Annotated in this window: 18 protein-coding genes; 10 read left to right on the top strand and 8 right to left on the bottom strand. The window is 67.2% G+C overall.

What is annotated here, in order from left to right; all coding sequences use genetic code 11:
* The 3 genes from FOC84_RS24295 to FOC84_RS24285 are packed head-to-tail and all read right to left on the bottom strand — an operon-like array spanning position 1 to position 3695.
* Positions 1-1059 (bottom strand): DUF2955 domain-containing protein, encoded by a 1059-nt coding sequence (locus FOC84_RS24295; protein WP_173146756.1) that lies wholly within the window; start codon positions 1057-1059, stop codon positions 1-3.
* Positions 1049-2155 (bottom strand): HlyD family secretion protein, encoded by a 1107-nt coding sequence (locus tag FOC84_RS24290; RefSeq protein WP_173146754.1) that lies wholly within the window; start codon positions 2153-2155, stop codon positions 1049-1051. Before FOC84_RS24290 ends, FOC84_RS24295 begins: the two co-directional genes overlap by 11 nt.
* The gene (locus tag FOC84_RS24285) at positions 2148-3695 is read right to left on the bottom strand and encodes an efflux transporter outer membrane subunit (RefSeq protein ID WP_173146752.1); all 1548 of its coding nucleotides are present in this window, start codon (positions 3693-3695) and stop codon (positions 2148-2150) included. The genes FOC84_RS24290 and FOC84_RS24285 overlap by 8 nt, the downstream gene beginning before the upstream one ends.
* A 246-nt stretch (positions 3696-3941) precedes the next feature.
* Between FOC84_RS24285 and ppk2 the strand changes: the two genes are divergently transcribed.
* The 3 genes from ppk2 to FOC84_RS24270 all read left to right on the top strand — a co-directional run bounded on the left by ppk2 (position 3942) and on the right by FOC84_RS24270 (position 5643).
* Positions 3942-4763 (top strand): polyphosphate kinase 2, encoded by an 822-nt coding sequence (gene ppk2, locus FOC84_RS24280; protein ID WP_173146750.1) that lies wholly within the window; start codon positions 3942-3944, stop codon positions 4761-4763.
* Positions 4764-4806: 43 nt separating this feature from the next.
* Positions 4807-5061, top strand: a complete 255-nt coding sequence (locus tag FOC84_RS24275) for an RNA-binding protein (protein ID WP_173146748.1) — start codon at positions 4807-4809, stop codon at positions 5059-5061.
* 135 nt (positions 5062-5196) lie between these two features.
* Positions 5197-5643, top strand: coding sequence for an SRPBCC family protein (locus FOC84_RS24270; protein WP_173146745.1), 447 nt, complete (start codon positions 5197-5199; stop codon positions 5641-5643).
* A gap of 23 nt (positions 5644-5666) precedes the next feature.
* On the opposite strand, the gene FOC84_RS24265 is transcribed toward FOC84_RS24270, so the two are convergent.
* The gene (locus tag FOC84_RS24265) at positions 5667-6251 is read right to left on the bottom strand and encodes a class I SAM-dependent methyltransferase (protein ID WP_173146743.1); all 585 of its coding nucleotides are present in this window, start codon (positions 6249-6251) and stop codon (positions 5667-5669) included.
* Between the two features lie 160 nt (positions 6252-6411).
* The gene (locus tag FOC84_RS24260) at positions 6412-7368 is read right to left on the bottom strand and encodes a LysR family transcriptional regulator (protein ID WP_173146741.1); all 957 of its coding nucleotides are present in this window, start codon (positions 7366-7368) and stop codon (positions 6412-6414) included.
* A 160-nt stretch (positions 7369-7528) separates the two neighbouring features.
* On the opposite strand from FOC84_RS24260, the gene FOC84_RS24255 reads away from it, so the two are divergent.
* Together FOC84_RS24255 and FOC84_RS24250 are read left to right on the top strand one after the other, a co-directional pair.
* Positions 7529-8539: a Bug family tripartite tricarboxylate transporter substrate binding protein gene (locus FOC84_RS24255; protein ID WP_173146739.1), complete on the top strand. Its 1011-nt coding sequence runs from the start codon at positions 7529-7531 to the stop codon at positions 8537-8539.
* 27 nt (positions 8540-8566) lie between these two features.
* Positions 8567-10282 carry an N-acyl-D-amino-acid deacylase family protein gene (locus tag FOC84_RS24250; protein WP_173146737.1) on the top strand — a complete coding sequence of 572 codons (1716 nt, stop codon included), beginning with the start codon at positions 8567-8569 and terminating at the stop codon, positions 10280-10282.
* A gap of 48 nt (positions 10283-10330) precedes the next feature.
* On the opposite strand, the gene FOC84_RS24245 is transcribed toward FOC84_RS24250, so the two are convergent.
* Entirely contained in the window at positions 10331-11251 is a 921-nt protein-coding gene (locus FOC84_RS24245; protein WP_173146735.1) for a LysR family transcriptional regulator, read from the bottom strand.
* Between the two features lie 140 nt (positions 11252-11391).
* On the opposite strand from FOC84_RS24245, the gene FOC84_RS24240 reads away from it, so the two are divergent.
* Positions 11392-11796 carry a RidA family protein gene (locus tag FOC84_RS24240; protein ID WP_173146733.1) on the top strand — a complete coding sequence of 135 codons (405 nt, stop codon included), beginning with the start codon at positions 11392-11394 and terminating at the stop codon, positions 11794-11796.
* Positions 11797-11811: 15 nt separating this feature from the next.
* On the opposite strand, the gene FOC84_RS24235 is transcribed toward FOC84_RS24240, so the two are convergent.
* Positions 11812-12420 (bottom strand): helix-turn-helix domain-containing protein, encoded by a 609-nt coding sequence (locus FOC84_RS24235; protein ID WP_173146731.1) that lies wholly within the window; start codon positions 12418-12420, stop codon positions 11812-11814.
* 133 nt (positions 12421-12553) lie between these two features.
* Between FOC84_RS24235 and FOC84_RS24230 the strand changes: the two genes are divergently transcribed.
* Together FOC84_RS24230 and FOC84_RS24225 are read left to right on the top strand one after the other, a co-directional pair.
* Positions 12554-13522 (top strand): Bug family tripartite tricarboxylate transporter substrate binding protein, encoded by a 969-nt coding sequence (locus tag FOC84_RS24230; RefSeq protein ID WP_173146729.1) that lies wholly within the window; start codon positions 12554-12556, stop codon positions 13520-13522.
* Positions 13523-13536: 14 nt separating this feature from the next.
* Complete coding sequence (locus FOC84_RS24225; protein ID WP_173146727.1) at positions 13537-14412, top strand: TauD/TfdA dioxygenase family protein; 876 nt, start codon at positions 13537-13539, stop codon at positions 14410-14412.
* A gap of 27 nt (positions 14413-14439) precedes the next feature.
* Here the strand turns inward: FOC84_RS24225 and FOC84_RS24220 are convergent, their stop codons facing one another.
* A complete protein-coding gene (locus FOC84_RS24220; RefSeq protein ID WP_041654058.1) occupies positions 14440-14919 on the bottom strand; it encodes a thioesterase family protein in 480 nt (159 codons plus the stop codon).
* 349 nt (positions 14920-15268) lie between these two features.
* Between FOC84_RS24220 and FOC84_RS24215 the strand changes: the two genes are divergently transcribed.
* A complete protein-coding gene (locus tag FOC84_RS24215) occupies positions 15269-15823 on the top strand; it encodes a hypothetical protein (protein ID WP_173146725.1) in 555 nt (184 codons plus the stop codon).
* A 15-nt stretch (positions 15824-15838) separates the two neighbouring features.
* Positions 15839-16294 carry a GNAT family N-acetyltransferase gene (locus FOC84_RS24210; protein WP_254241762.1) on the top strand — a complete coding sequence of 152 codons (456 nt, stop codon included), beginning with the start codon at positions 15839-15841 and terminating at the stop codon, positions 16292-16294.
* Positions 16295-16297 lie beyond the last annotated feature (3 nt).

The raw sequence follows: 16297 nt of genomic DNA, 5'->3' as shown, positions 1-16297 counted from the left end.
TCAAGCGTCTGAGGGGACTGCGGTTGAAGGATTCCGTCGGCGCTCCTGGCTGCCTGGCGCCCGCGATTCGAGCAGGCGCAGCATCAGGCAGGCATAGAGCGTGACGCCGATGAACAAGCCCATGCGCACCGCGAAGGCGGTGTAGACGTCCTTGCCCGCGGCGCTGTCCTGCACCGACTGGCCCAGCAGGATGACGAGCGTCACCAGCGTGTTCAGCCAGAAGCTGGGCGGGTGCCGGGTCGGGCTCAGCCGGTAGAGCTTGCGCGCGGCCACGAGGGCGAACAGCAGCGTCCAGAGAAAGAACATCCACAGGTTCACGAACAGGCTCAGGGCGCACCAGAAGACGACGGCCAAGGCGCCCCCCAGCAAGGTCGAGCCCAGCAATTCGCGCGCCGCGCCCTGGGCGGCGGTGACGCAGCTTTGCCGCCCCAGGCTGACCGACTTCAGGATGATGGGCATGTAGCCCAGCGGGTCGGTCAGCGCCAGCAGGAAGGCCGGCATCACCACGAGCGCGGCGCGCAAGGCCACGCGGCTGGCCTCGCCCGCCGGCAGGACCGGCGCCGCGGGCGGCGCGGGCGCGGCCGCTGGCTCGGGGAACAGCAGATGGCAGCCGCCCAGCGCCAGGACCGCGACCAGCAGCCCTTTGCCCAGCGCTTCGATCACCAGGGCGGCCAGCGCGAAGTCGACGGTGCCGGCCGCGGAAATCATGGTCAAGCCGATGATGAGGAAGGTCGACAGCAGGTTGTTGCCGCCGCGCAGCCCGTGGAGGAAGGCGTAGTAAAGGCACAGTGCGATGAGCAGCACGCCGCTCAAGGGGTAATAGCGCAGCCAGGGACTCAGCAGCAGGCCGATCGCGGTAGTGAGCAGCGCCATCAACATCAGGCCCAGCCCACTCTTGAACGACAGGGGCCGGTTCATCGATGCCAGCAGCATGACGCCCAGCACCGGCGCGACCATGGGGATGGGCAGGTCCAGGCCGTAGCTGATGGCCGTGCAGAGGGCGGTGCCCACGCCCACGCGCAGGGCGCGTTGTCCGCGGGGATCGGGGTCAGTACGCATAGGAGAGCCAGCTCATCAGCCGCATGTACGCCCGGCCCAGCAGGTTGAGCGGATTGCCGGAACTGGGAAACGCCATGACCTCGGCCTGCCCGCCCACGCGCACGCCGCTCAAGGCCGGCAGGTCACCGGGATCGAATTCCACGATGACGGGAAAGCGCTGCGCGGGCCGCAGCCAGTCGCGGCTGTTCTGCACCGTGGGCAGGCTGCCGGGCGGCGTGCCCGGCCCCACATTGACGCCGTAGCCAACGCTGCGCACGCGGCCCTTGAAGATCTGCCCGGGCAGCGCGTCCAGGATGATCGCCACCGGCGTACCGGGCTCCACGTGGCCCAGGTTGTTCTCGGTCATTTCCGCGCTGATCCAGACGTCATGGATGGCGATCAGCGTCATGACCGGGTTGCCAGCGGCGGCGAACTGCCCGGCATCGGTGCGCAGGTCCGTGATCAGTCCCGCCGAACGGGCCCGCACCTGGGTGTTGGCCAGGTCCAGTTCGGCCTTCTCCAGCGCGGCGGCGGCGCTGCGCAGCTTGGCGTTGTCTTCCTCGCTGCCGCCCTCCTGTTCGCGCGCGCGCTGCACCTCGGCGCGCGCGGCCGCGACCTGGCTGATGGCCTGCGTCAGATTCGCCCGCGCGATTTCCAGGCGGCGCAGCGAGACGGTGCCCTGGTCTTCGCGGTACAGCCGTTCGAGCCGGGTGCTGTCCTGGCGGGCTTTCAGCTCATTGGCCTGCGCGGCGCGCAACGACGCCTGCGCCGAATCGATGCCCGCGGTGCTGGCGCCGATCTGCCTGCGCGTGGACTCCAGGTCGGCGCGGGCGCGGTCGACGGCGATCCGGTACTGCTCGGGGTCGACGTCGAACAGCACCGCGCCGGCCTCTACGTCCTGGTTGTTGCGCACGTGCACCCGGGTCACGCGCCCCGAAACTTCGGAGGCCACCGGCACGACAAAGGCCTGCACCCGCGCCTGTTGCGTGTATGGCGTATAGCGGTCGGCCAGCAGATACCAGGCCAGGCTCAGCACGATGAACACAACGGTCCATCGGACACCCTTTTTCGCGGGATCCGGCGCGGGTGCGGCGGGCGGGGACGGCGTTTCACTCATCGGCTCGCACCTTTTGCGCGGACAAGGCGGCGGCCGAAGCAGGCGCCGGCTCGGACAGCAGATCGCCCCAGTCGGTGCGCTGCCGCATCTGCTCGCGGGTCGCCGGGTCGAGCACCGGCTCGGCGCTGTACCAGCCGCCGCCCAGGGCCTTGTACAAGGCGATGAGGTCGCCCACCGCGCCGCCCCGGTTCACGACGTAGGCGTCCTGCTGGACCGCCAGCGCCTGCTGCGCGTCCAGCACCCGCTGGAAATCGGTATAGCCTTCCCGGTAGAGCGCGTTGGCCAGCGTGAGCGAACGCCCCGCGGCCTGCGACGACTGCTGCAGGATGCCGTCACGCTCCAGCGCCTTGATCAGGCCGCTGGCCGCGTCGTCGGCCTCGCGCGCGGCCTGCCGGACGTCGTCCTGGTAGGCCACGATCAACTGCTGCAGCCGCGCGTCCTGCACCCGCACGTTGTTCTGCAGGCGGCCGTGGTCGAACACGTTCCAGCTGAGGGCGGGCCCCGCCAGCAACGCCGCGCCGCCCGCCGTGCCCGCCAGCGACGTGGCGGACCAGGCGATGCTGCCCAGCAGCGTCAGGGAGGGATAGAGGTCAGCCGCGGCCACGCCCACCTGCGCCGACTGCGCGGCGATGCGCAATTCAGCCGCACGGATGTCGGGACGGCGCAACAGCAGATTGGCCGGCACGTCCTGCAGCACAGCCCGGTCGATCAGCGGCACCACCGCCGTCTTGTCATCCAGCTCCGGCATGGGGCCGGGCGGACGTCCGACCAGGACCGCCAGGGCATTGCGGGTGCGCATGATCTGGCTTTCGAATTCGGGGATGGTGCCCAGGGTGCTCAGGTACTGCGTGCGGGCCTGCTGCAGGTCCAGCTCGTCGGTCTCGCCGCTGCGGAACAGCTTTTGCGTGATCTCGTAGCTGCGTTTCTGGATGGCGGCGTTGTCGCGGGCGATCCGCAGCCGCGCCTCGGTGGTGCGCAGGGAGTAATAGGTCTGCGCCACCTGCGCATGCAGCAGCACCAGCACATCGTCGCGATTGGCCTGGGCCTCGAAGTACAGGGCATCGGCCGACTCGATGGCGCGGCTGAACCGCCCCCAGAAGTCCAGCTCCCAGCCTATGTCGAAGCCGGCGCTGTATTGCCAGAAGCTGCTGGGACGCGGATTGCCTTCGGCCGAGCGCGAGGACCGGTGCTGATACAGCGCGTTCGCCCCGACCACCTGAGTTTGCGGATAGCGGCCGCTTTGAGCGATGCCAAGCTGCGCGCGGGCTTCCATGATGCGCAGGCCCGCGATGCGCAGGCCCGCGTTGTTCGCGTCGGCCTGCACGATCAGGGCTTCCAGGACGGGATCGCCGAAGATCCGCCACCACTGCCGGGCGTCCGGCTGCAGCAACTGGAGGCTGGCCTGTTGCAGCGCGGGAGTGCTCCAGTCCGCGGCCCAACCGGTGCGCTGGGGTTCGAAATCCGGCCCGACACGCATGCAGCCGCCCAGGCACAGAATGCCGACAAGCAACAGCCGATTCGAACAGGTCAGCCGCGACATCGGGTATCGGGTCCGTTTAGAGCCTAACCGCCATGGTCCACGACGCAACTCCGACCCTGTCGGAGCGCTGTGTGCCGGTTGATTCTATTGGTCTTTTCCGCTTCTCGCCAGAGGCTCGATGCGGAGCAAGCACTAGATAAAACGCACTGCTGCGGTCTGCTTGTGTACAAGCGCCGACGGTCGGCGCTACAGTAAAAAATTCGAACGTTCCGCCCGTTACCCCGCAGCATATTCTGGAGTGCCATCATGAACGCTCAGAAGAAGGCAGCAGCAGAGGACAAGCAGCCGGCGCAAGCCAAGCTTTCGGGGAAGCAATACGCCGAGGAACTGGCCCGGCTGCATGTAGAGCTGGTCAAGCTCCAGGAATGGGTCAGCCAGACGGGGGCCAAGGTCTGCATAATTTTCGAGGGACGCGACGGCGCCGGCAAGGGCGGAACGATCAAGGCCATCACCGAGCGCGTCAGCCCGCGCGTGTTCCGCGTGATCGCCCTGCCCGCCCCCTCGGACCGCGAAAAGACCCAGATGTACATGCAGCGCTACCTGCCCTACCTGCCGGCGGCAGGCGAGGTCGTGATCTTTGACCGCAGCTGGTACAACCGGGCCGGCGTCGAACGGGTCATGGGGTTCTGCACCAAGGACGACGTCAGGATCTTCCTGAAAGGCGTGCCGCTGGTCGAGCGGGCCATCGTGGGCTCGGGCATCATCCTGCTCAAGTACTGGCTGGAAGTCAGCGAAGAGGAACAGACCCGCCGGCTTCAGGCCCGCATCAACGACGAGCGCAAGATCTGGAAGCTGACCAAGATGGACCTGGATTCGTACAGCCGCTGGTACGACTACTCGCGCGCCCGCGACGACATGTTCGCCGCAACGGACACCAGCGTGTCGCCCTGGTTCGTCGCGCAGTCGGACGACAAGAAAAAGGTGCGCCTGAACATCATCAGCCACCTGCTCGCCCACATTCCGTACAAGCGCATGCCGCGGGCCAAGGTGAAGCTGCCCAAGCGGCAGAAAGCCGGCGGCTACCGCGATCCGGGACACCCCTTGCGCATGGTCCCAGCCAAATTCTGAGCGTCGCGCCTCTGACGCCCGCAGACTTCCAAGGAGAACGATCATGGCCGCCCTGCTGATGAACCACGTGGAAGAAAGCACCTCCGACGAGGACATCCGGAGTTTTCTCATGAAGTACGGCTTTCCGTCCTTCGACCGCATCCAACGCGTCCCGAGCGAGGGGGAGCGGCCGGCCGTCCTGGTGACGTTCGACGACACGGGCCCCGAGGAACTGCGTGTGCTGGCGCCCCGCATCCACCAGGTGTTCTGGAAAAACCACACGATCGCCGTGCTGGTGATGCGCGAGCCCATCGAATAAAGGGCCGCATCAGTCCGGACCAAATCGTGTCCAGAGGTGCTATTTAAGGGTTTCCCCCAGGATTCCGGCTGTCGATTTGCGGTCAACTCGTACGTCGTGTCAGTACGCACAACTTTCCTGAAAGGCGGACTCACCATGACTACCGGAACCGTAACCCTGCACCGCGTAATGCGCGCGCCGGCCGAACGCATCTATCGGGCTTTCCTGGAGCCCGACGCGATCGCGCGCTGGCTCCCTCCTTACGGCTACACCTGCCAGGTGCATCAACTGGACGCCAAGGTCGGCGGCATGCACAAGATGTCGTTCCGCAACTTCGGCACGGGCCACAGCCACAACTTCGGCGGCGAATACCTGGAACTGGCGCCGGGCCAGAAGATCCGCTACTCGGACCAGTTCGACGACCCGAACCTGCCCGGCCGCATGCAGACCACCGTTACGCTGCGGCAGGTCGCCTGCGGCACGGAGGTCAGCATCGTGCAGGAAGGCATACCGGCGGCGATACCCCCGGAGATGTGCTATCTGGGCTGGCAGGAGTCGCTGGCGCAACTGATGCGGCTGGTCGAACCGGAGATTCCCGATTGAGGGACGGGCCTGGCCGCCCGCCCTCACTTCTTTCTGGCGATGAACTGCACCACGCATGCCGGCCCCGTGTGGAATATTCCCTCGACCACGTCGCGTTCGATTTCCCGCGAAAGCAGCACCTGGCAATTCAGAAAGTCCTGCTCCAGGTCCGCGCGCGCCATGAGCATGTCCGGATCCGGAGGCCCGCCCGTGCCCCGGCCGAACTGCGCCTTCCGGTATGCCTCCAACAGGATGATGCCGCCTGGCTGGAGGGACAGTTCCGCCAGGCGGTGCAGCCTCCTGCGCACGTGGCTGGGCGTGTGGGCAAAGATCGACACCACCGCGCCGAAGGATTCCGGCGGCGGTTCGTACTCGGCGAAGTCCGCCGTTTCGGTGCGGATCGATACGCCCTTCGCGGCCGCCAGCCTGCGCGCCTTGGCCAGTCCGACAGCGGAGCCGTCCACGCCAAGCACATCCAGACCCAGCGAGGCCAGGAAGACGGCGTTGCGTCCCTCCCCTTCGGCCAGGCTGAGCACCGGCCCGGAAAGCAGGCCGGCGTTTTCCGCCAGGAAGGCGTTCGGCTCGGTTCCATACACGTACTCGTCAACGGCGTAACGTTCGTCCCACATAGGCTTGAACTCCCAGGTTGCTAGTCATGGCGCGCGGCGAGGGAATATTTCCTGTCCGCCTCGTGCCGGAATGCAGCTAGTCTTTCACTTGAAGTCGACTTGAGGTCAAGGGCCAGACGCGGCCGGACTTCGCCGAAGTCGCCGCCGCCCGGACAGGACGCTAGCGCCGGGACGGGCGCTTCTTCGCGCCCGCGGCCCCGGGCGCCGGCGCGCCCGACAGCAGGTCCTGCACCAGTTCGATGACCCGTTCGGCGGTCGGAGACAGCGTGCGGCGCGCGCGGTGGATGACGCTGTAGGTCAGCGGCCCGGCGGCGGGATAGGAGAGCGGCAGAGGCTGCAGCACTCCCTGCGCCAGTTCGGCCGCGATGGCCTCGCGCGTGCAGAACAGCACTACGTCGCTCCCCAGCGCCACCTCGCGCAGCGTGGCGACGCTATCGCATTCGAAGGCGATGGGCAGGTCTTCCGGCCGCGCCACCTGGTATAGCCGGGCCAGGTACTCGCGCGCCCGCAGCGGCAGATCGGTGGCTGCCAGCCGGTACTGCGCCAGCGCGGCGCGCAGGCGCGGCTTGCCCAGGCCTTGCAGCGGATGGCCGGCGCGCGTGAACAAGCCGCCATGCTGCGGCGGCAAGGGCCGCACCGAAAAATCGTCGGGCGGCGGCAGGCTGTGCGTCACGGCCACCGCGAAATCCAGCTTGTCCTGCTGCAGCTTGTCCAGCAGGCGCTGCCAGCTCTCGATCTCGACGTGCACGCTCAGGCCCGGATATTCGCGCGCGATGCGCACCAGCAGCGGCGACAGGAATCCGGCTGCCGGAAACGCCCCCACGCCCAGGTTCACGCGGCCCGTGTCATGGCCGCGGATCAATTCGGCCTCGCGCCGCAGATCGCGGGTTTCTCCCAGGATGCGCTGCGCGCGCTCCAGCACCATGCGCCCGGCCTGCGTGGGCGTGACGCCCGTGGACGCCCGGTCCACCAGCACCAGTCCCAGCGAGTCTTCCAGCGACTGGATGCTGCGCGTCAGCGCGGACTGCGTCAGATGCAGCCGCTGCGCCGCCCGGGAGTAGTGCTTTTCCTCAACCAGCACGGCGTAGTGCTGGAGCGACCGTATTGTGAGGCTCATGTATTTTTCTCATCAATATTGAGCCAAATATGCATTTGATTGAGCGCAAAGGCAAGACTACAAAAGACTTGCCGCGACGGAAAATTGCAGTGCCGGCGCCCTGTGGTGAACCTCATTCCAGAGCAATGCATGACATTGCCTACCCCCAGGAGGAGACAATATGAACCGCAAGTCGTTCTTGAAGCTGTTGGGGAGCGGCGGGGCTGCCGTGCTGGGCGCCCTGGCCTGTCTTTCGGCGGCGGCTGCCCCGGTGACCCAGGCGCCGCCCTGGCCGGGCGGTGGCAAGCCCATCCGCCTGGTGGTGCCGTTTCCAGCCGGGTCCGGCTCGGACGCGCTGGCGCGCATGCTGGCGATGAAGGTCACGCAACGCACCGGCGCGCCAGTCATCGTCGACAACAAGCCCGGCGCCGGCACCATGATAGGCGCGCAGGAAGTGGCTCGCGCCAGCCCCGACGGCTACACCCTGCTCTACACCATCGTCGTCACGCACACGCAGAATCCGCATCTCTACAAAAAGCTGCCTTACGACCCGGTGAAGGACTTCACTCCGGTCATCCAGGTGGTGCGCTCCGCCACCGTGCTGGTCGCCAACAAGGACGCGCCCTTTTCGACCACGGCGCAGATGATCGACTACGCCCGGGCCAATCCCGGCAAGCTGAACTTCGCTTCCTACAGCCCCGGATCCACCTCGCATCTGAACGGCGAAATCCTGAAGCAACAGACCGGCATCGACATCGTGCACGTGCCCTACAAAGGCACCGCCGACGCCAGCCGCGCGCTGCTGGCGGGCGACGTCCAGGTCTATTTCGACGGCACCGCCACCGCCGTGGAAAACGCGCGCGCCGGCAAGGTCAAGCTGCTGGGTCCGGCCACGGACCGCCGCCTGAGCGTGCTTCCGGACCTGCCGACCCTGAAGGAACAAGGCATACCCGGGCTGGACATCGTCGGCTGGCAAGGCATCTTCGGCCCGGGCGACATGCCGCCCGCGCTGGCCGAGCGCGTGGCCCAGGTGTTCCGCGAGGCGCTGGACACGCCCGAGGTGACCCAGAGCATCGTGTCGCAGGGCAATGAGGTCAGCGGCGCGGGGCCGAAGGAATTCTCGCAGATCGTCCAGCAGGACAGCGAACGCTGGGGCGCGGTGATCAAGCGCATCGGCCTGGTCCTCCAATAACCCGGCGCGTATCGAAAGGAGAGCGCAATGCATGATCTGGTCATACGCGGCGGCACGATCGTCGATGGATCGGGCCGGCCCCGCTACCAGGCGGACCTGGCCATCGAAGATGGACGCGTCGTTCAGGCCGAGGGACGGGCCGGCGCGGCGCGCCGCGAGATCCGCGCCGACGGCTGCCTGGTGGCGCCGGGCTGGGTCGACATCCACACCCACTACGACGGCCAGGCCACCTGGGACCCGTACCTCAGCCCGTCGACCTGGCACGGCGTCACCACGGCCATCATGGGCAATTGCGGCGTGGGCTTCGCCCCCGTCAAGCCCGAGCGGCGCGAATGGCTGATCAAGGTCATGGAGGGCGTCGAGGACATCCCCGGCTCGGTGCTGTCCGAAGGCATCCAGTGGGACTGGGAGACCTTTCCCGAATACCTGGACGCGCTGGACCGCCGCCCCAAGGCGCTGGACGTGGGCGCGCAGATCCCGCATAGCGCCGTGCGCGCCTACGTGATGGGCGAGCGCGCCATCCACCACGACGAGGCCTCGCCCGCCGATCTGATCGCCATGCGCGAAGTGGTGCGCGCAGCGCTGGCCGCCGGCGCGGTGGGGTTCTCCACCTCGCGCACCTTCCTGCACAAGTACGACGAGCGCAAGTATCCGCCCGGCACCTTCGCCACCGGCGAAGAGATCACCGCCCTGGGCTCGGTCATGGGCGAAGTCGGGCATGGCGTGTTCCAGATGACCGCCAACCATCCCGCCATGGAAGGCGAAATGCCGTGGCTGGAGCAGTTGGCGCGCCACAACCGCCTGCCCGTGCTGTTCAACCTGCAGCAGACCGACGCCGCGCCCGACGTCTGGAAGCAGATCGCGGCCAGCCTGGAGCGCGCGCACCGCGAAGGCGTGCCGCTGCTGGCCGGCATCAGCGGACGTCCGCTGGGCATCCTGTTTTCGTGGCAGAGCACGCTGCATCCGTTCATCGCTCATCCCAGCTACCAGGCGCTGCACGCCCTGCCGCTGGCGGAAAAGCTGGCCCGCCTGCGCGACCCGGCCATCCGCAGCCGCATCATGAACGAACAACGCGGCCTCTTGGACCGCCGAGCCGAAACGCTGTTCAGCAGCTTCCACAAGATCTACCGCCTGGGCAGCGATCCCGACTACGAGCCGCTGCCCGAGGAAAGCGTGGCCGCCATGGCGCAGCGCAATGGCCGCGCGCCGCTGGAGATCGTCTACGACCTGATGCTGGAGAACGAGGGCCAGGCCATCCTGTACTACCCGTCCTTCAACTATTCGTACGAGAACCTGGACCACCTGCACCAGCTGATGCAGCACCCCTACACGGTCAACAGCCTGTCCGACGGCGGCGCGCATTGTGGCTACATCTGCGACGTGAGCATGCCCACCTTCATGCTCAGCCATTGGACTCGCGACCGCCGCCGCGGCCCCCTGCTGGAACTGGAACACGTGGTCAAGCGCCAGACGCGCGACACCGCCCGCGTGTACGGGCTGCTGGACCGGGGCCTGCTGCAGCCAGGCTACAAGGCCGACGTCAACATCATCGATCCCGATGCCGTGCGCGTGCATTGCCCGGAGATGGTGTTCGACCTGCCGGGCGGCGGCCGCCGCCTGATCCAGCGCGCCGACGGCTATGTGGCCACGCTGGTCAACGGCCAGCCCATCTTCGAAGGCGGCGCGGCCACCGGCGCATTGCCGGGCAAGCTGCTGCGCGGTGCACGCAGCCAACAGGCTTGAAGAACGCGGAGCGGGCCCGCCGGCCCTGTCCCGCGCCGCGCGCCAGTCTCAGGCGCGCGGCGGTTCCGGCGTGTACTGTCCCAGCAGCCCGGCGACCCAATCGATGAACACGCGCAGCTTGGCGCTTACGTGCCGGTTGGGCGGAAATGCCACGTACATGGGCATGGAATCCAGGCGCCAATCCTCGAACAGCGGCACCAGCTCGCCGCTGTCGACGTGGGCGCGGGACATGTAGTCGGGCAGCCAGAGCACGCCCAGCCCGGCCAGGCCGGCAGCCAGATAGGCGTTGCCGTCGTCGACCGCCAGCACGTAACGCCCCTGCACCTTGAGGCTTTCGCCGCCGCGGCGCATGGCGTACGGCAGAGCCTTGCCGCTGCGCGCCCACAGGAAACCCACGATGCGGTGGTGCGTATCCTCGAGTTCGCGCGGGTGGACAGGCGCGCCAGCGCGCTTCAGGTACTCAGGCGCCGCATAGACGCCCAGCCGCAGGTCGCCCACGCGCCGCGCCATCAGCGACTGATCGGTAAGTTCGCCGCCGCGCACCACGCAATCGACGTTCTCGCCGATCAGATCGACGATCCGGTCGCTCACGCCCATGTCCAGCTGGATGTCCGGGTATTGCGCATGGAACGCCGGCAATGCCGGCACCAGGATCATGCGCGCCAGCGGGCTGGGCACGTCCACCCGCAAACGCCCCCGTGGCACCGCCGAGGCGCCGGACAGGCTGGTCTCGGCATCGTCCATATCCGCCAGCAGCCGCAGCACGCGCTCATAGTAGGCGGCGCCGTCGGCCGTCACGTTGACCTTGCGTGTGGTGCGGTTCAGCAGCTTGACGCGCAACCGCGCCTCGAGCTGCTGCACCAGTTGTGTCACGCTGGTCTTGCTCATGTGCAGGGTTTCGGCCGCCTTGGTGAAGCTGCCGGTTTCCACCACGCGGGCGAAAGCCTGCATCGCGTCGAAACGGTCCATCTCTGCTCCCGCTCTTCCAGATTATTTGGATTTTACAAACAGTGATGGACGGACTTGCCCGTTTATCGCGGCGGCCGGGCCGCCTACAGTCCCTGCATCGTTAACGCCGGGCCGCAAGCGGCCCAGAGATGGAGATAGCCATGACCCAACGCGACGTCGTTTTTCCGCCCGGGCGCCAAGCCCTGTATGAACGCAACCGCTATTCCCCCGCGATCCGCTCCAACGGCTTCCTGTTCGTCTCGGGACAGGTGGGCAGCCGCGAAGACGGCACGCCCGAACCGGACCTGCAGGCACAAGTCCGGCTTGCGTTCCGCAATCTGCAAGCCGTACTGGCGGCGGCCGGCTGCAGCTTCGACGACGTGGTCGACGTGACGGTGTTCATGGTCGATCCGGCGTCCAAGTTCCAGACCATCTGGCAGGTCGTGCCGGAGTACTGGGGCGAGGCGCCGCATCCGACGCTGACCGCGGTGGGCGTGACCTGGCTTTACGGCTTCGACTTCGAGATCAAGGTGATCGCGAAACTGCCGCAACCAGCCCAGGGCTGATCCGGGCCACCGCGCTCACACCACGCCGACCCGGATCACCCCGGCTATGGTCTGCGCCGCCTGCTGCAAGGCGGGCACCATGTCGGCCTCCAGCCGGTTCCCTTCCACTTCCGGGGTAGCCACCGATATCCCCACCGACAACAGGCGCGAACCGGCCTGCGGCACGGGCACGGCTACCGACACCTGGTTGCTGTCCGGATAGTCGAACCGGGTCCACTGCCCCGGCGCCAGGCGCAAGCCGCCGGCCAGCGCGCTGGCCGGCGGCAGCACGCTGCCCACCCGCAAGTTCATCACCACCAGGCGGCGGCGTTCGGCCGGCGCCATGGCGCGGCCGATGATGATCACGCCCTCGGGGTTGGCCTCGCCCAGGTTCGACGTGCCCGAATAGGCGTCGGCCAGGTTCTGCAGGATCTCCTGCACGGCATCCGTCACGCCCAGGCTTTCCATGGCGGCGAACCCCAGTTCGAAGACCTGCGGCGTGAGCCGCCAGCGGCTGTCTTCGCGCGCGGTGTAGCCCTCTTCTTCCAGCGTCTGCAAAAACCGCAGCACGGTCGCATGCGGCAGGTCGACCGCGCGCGCCAGCTCGGCCAGCGTCGGCCGGCCGTTGCCGCGGAAGGCCCGCATGATGGATAGACACCGCTGAATCGATCTATTATTCTTCAATCGTTCACCTGATAAACGTATTGATCACTAGGTGAACAATACACATAAACGACGCTCCCGGCAAGACCGGCGAGCCCGGGAAGGAGACATATCTATGAAACGCATCGCACTCGCCTTGGCGGCGGGTCTCGTGTTCTGTACGGGATCCGCCGCAGCGCAAGCAAGCTGGCCCTCTCAGCCGGTCAAATGGATCGTGCCGTACCCGCCGGGCGGATCGACCGACATGCTGGCCCGGTTGGTCAGCCACAAGCTCGGCGAGCGGCTGGGCCAGCCCGTCATCGTCGAAAACAAGGCTGGCGCCGGCGGCAACATAGGCACCGATTTCGCGGTCAAGCAGCCGGCCGACGGCTACACCATCGTAATGGGCAATATCGGCCCCATTTCGATCAACCCCGCCCTCTACCCGGACCTGCCCTACAAGCCGCAGCGGGACCTGGCGCCCGTCACGATGCTGATGAGCGTGCCCAACCTGCTGGTGGTCAATCCCTCGCTGCCGGTGCGCTCGGTGCAGGAGCTGATCGCCTACGCGAAAAAGTCGAAAGCGCCGCTGGACTACGCCACGCCCGGCGCGGGCACCTCGCTGCACCTGGCGGGCGAACTGTTCGCCGCGTCGGCGGGCGTGCGCCTGACCCACGTGCCCTACCGCGGCAGCGCGCCGGGCCTGAACGACACGGTGGCGGGCCACGTGCCCATGATGTTCGACAACATGCCCTCCGCGCTGCAACTGGTGAAGGCCGGCAAGCTGCGGGCGCTGGCGATCACCAGCACGGCGCGTTCGCCGCAGCTGCCCGACGTGCCGACGATGGCCGAGGCCGGCCTGCCGGGCTACGAGATCGCCGGATGGTTCGGCGTGCTGGCCCCCGCGGCCACGCCCAAACCCATCATCGAACGCCTGAACAAAGAGCTGCTGGCGGTGCTGGCCATGCCCGACGTGCGCGAGCAGATAGGCGCCATGGGCGGCATCATTTCAGCCGAAGGGCCGGCCGACTTCGGCCGCTACATAGCGGCGGAAACCGACAAATGGGGCGCGCTCGTCAGCAAGGCGCAGATCAAGCTTCAATAGGCAAGGAGACAAGCATGACCACGTATCGCCATCTGGAAACCCAGCCGATCGCCGGCGCGCTGGGCGCCGAAATCCGCGGCATCGACCTGTCGCGGCCGCTGTCGGACGATCAGTTCGACGACGTGCGCAACGCGTTGCACGAGCATCTGGTGGTTTTCTTCCGCGACCAGCAACTGACGCCGCAACAGCACATCGATTTCAGCTCGCGCTTCGGCGAACTGCTGGAAGTGCCGTTCGTGCGGGCGCTGGAAGGACACCCCACCATCCTGCCCGTGATGAAGGGCCGTGCGGAAACCACCCGGCGCCTGTTCGGCGGCCTGTGGCACACGGACATGAGCTACGCCGAGGAGCCGCCGCTGGGCTCGGCGCTGTACGGCCGCGTCATTCCGCCCTATGGCGGCGACACCATGTGGGCCAATATGTACCGGGCCTATGACGGGCTGTCGGACCGGCTCAAGCAGATCCTGGACGGACTGGGCGCGGTGCACAGCGCGGTGCGCTCCTATGGCGCGGGCGGCGCGGTGGTGAACAACGGCGATCCGGCGCACAAGATGGACGTGCGCACCGACGGCCGCGCCACGAGCGAGGTGATCCATCCCGTGGTGCGCGTGCACCCGGCGACCGGCAAGAAAGCGCTGTATGTGAACAGCACCTATACGCTGCGCTTTGACGGCATGACCCAGGAAGAAAGCGAGCCCCTGCTGCAGTTCCTGTACCGCCACGCGGCGCGGCCGGAGTTCACCTGCCGCTTCCGCTGGGAGCCGGGTTCGCTGGCGCTGTGGGACAACCGCTGCACCCAGCACCTGGCCATGAACGACTACGACGGCTTCGACCGCGAGATGCACCGCACCACGATCTCCGGCGACCGGCCGATCGCGGTCGCTCGCTGAGCGGCCGGGCTGGTCAGCCGGAATGGCTCAACGCGGCGGCTTCAGCGGCAAGAGCCGCCGATAGCCCGCCGGCAGCGGCTGGGCCGCGTGCTCCGCGACAGTGCGCGCCAGCCGCTGCGCCAACTCCGGCGGAAACGGCTTGGCGCGCCGCGTTTCCAGGTCCACGTGCAGCGACAGCTGCTCCATCGTGGCCGCGACATAGCCGTCGCGGGTCTGCATCAGCTCCATTAGGCACAGCAGGCGCTTGTCGTCCGCTTCCAGCAGGCGGATGCGCAGCGCCAGCGGATCGCCCGCCAGCACTTCGCGCAGATAGGCCACGTGCACATTCATCGTGTAGATGCCGCAGCGCGTGGCTTCGGTGTAATCCAGCCCCACCCCGACCTCGCGCAGCAGCTGGAAGCCGACGCGGTCGAATATGCCCACGTAATGGGCCGCATTCATGTGGCCGTACTCGTCGATCCAGGCGGGATCCACGCTCAGGGTCGTGGACGGAAGGGCTGATGTCATGGTTTCCTCGGCAGCGGGGTTGTAATCAGCCCATGACCTTAGCCGACGCCCGCAGGCGGATCAATGCCTGCGTCTTCGCGGCGGAAAACAAGCCGAAGGCCGTATATCCCACGCACCGCACGCCAACCATTGCACTAATCCCTCACGCCAGCCGGCGCCGGCCGGACGGACGAGGCTGCGGCTCGTCGCCAAGAATATGGTCCATACGCGCACCGCCACCTTGCCGATAGGCGAACGGCGCCATATCCCGCACCCTGGCGGACAGGCGTAAATAGACAAGATCGCGTCTTGATTCTCAAGGCGACGCTGACAACGCGCAGGGGCGCGCGCTCGAGGTCGGGGAACCAAGATGAATATCCTGCTGGCGTTCGCGCCGTTCATCGTGTTTGTCATCATTGAAAGGACCGTCGGCGTGCTGGAAGGACTTGCAGCCGGCACCTTTGTATCCGCCGGGCTGGTGCTGCGCGACTGGCTCAGCCCCGAGCGGCGCATCAAGATCCTGGAGACCGGCACGCTGCTGCTGTTCACGGGACTGACCCTGTATGCCCCGATGGCGGACGGGGATTCCTGGACGATCGCCCAGGCGCGCCTGCGGGTCGACGCCGGCATACTCGCCCTGGTGTTGCTGACCCTGGCACTGCGCCGGCCGTTCGCGCTGGAATATGCGCGGGAAAAGGAACCTGAATACGTCTGGAAGAACCGCCGCTACGCCCGCATGAACTATGCCGTCGCCGTGGCCTGGGCGCTGGCCTTCGCGACCATGGTGGCGGCGGACGCGCTACTGCTGTACAGGCCGCAGCTGCCGCAGGCCATCGCGATCGCCGTGACGGTGGCGGCGCTGGCCGGAGCGATGAAATTCACCGCTTGGTATCCAGACAGGGTGTCGGCTACAACACTCAGGTAAGCCACCCGGGAGACCATGATGCCCCCTCCAGGAAACGACGTGGAAGTCGCGCTGGCGACCCAGGCCAGCGACGCGCTGGTCGCGGCGTTCGCGCGCCTCTTGCCGCAACTGTCCAGGACCGCCCCGCCGCTGACGCGCGAGGCGCTGGATGAAATCATCCGCTCGCCCTGCAACCACCTGTTCATCGCCACCCTGGGCAGCGACAGGCGCATCGTCGGCACGCTGACGCTGGTGCACTTCCGCATCCCCACGGGCATGCGGGCGTGGATCGAGGACGTGGTGGTGGACGAACAGGCTCGCGGCCTGAAAGTGGGCATGGCGCTGACGCACGCGGCCATCGTCAAGAGCCGCGAACTCAAGGCCAAGACGCTGGACCTGACCTCCAACCCGAGCCGGCTGTCCGCGCACCACCTGTACGAATCCTCGGGCTTCGTGATGCGCGATACGCGGGTGTACCGGCACCAGGGCTGAAGC

It is taken from the genome of Achromobacter pestifer (assembly GCF_013267355.1).
GTDB classification, from domain to species: Bacteria; Pseudomonadota; Gammaproteobacteria; order Burkholderiales; family Burkholderiaceae_B; genus Achromobacter; species Achromobacter pestifer_A.
This window is presented reverse-complemented; position numbering and strand designations above follow the sequence as displayed.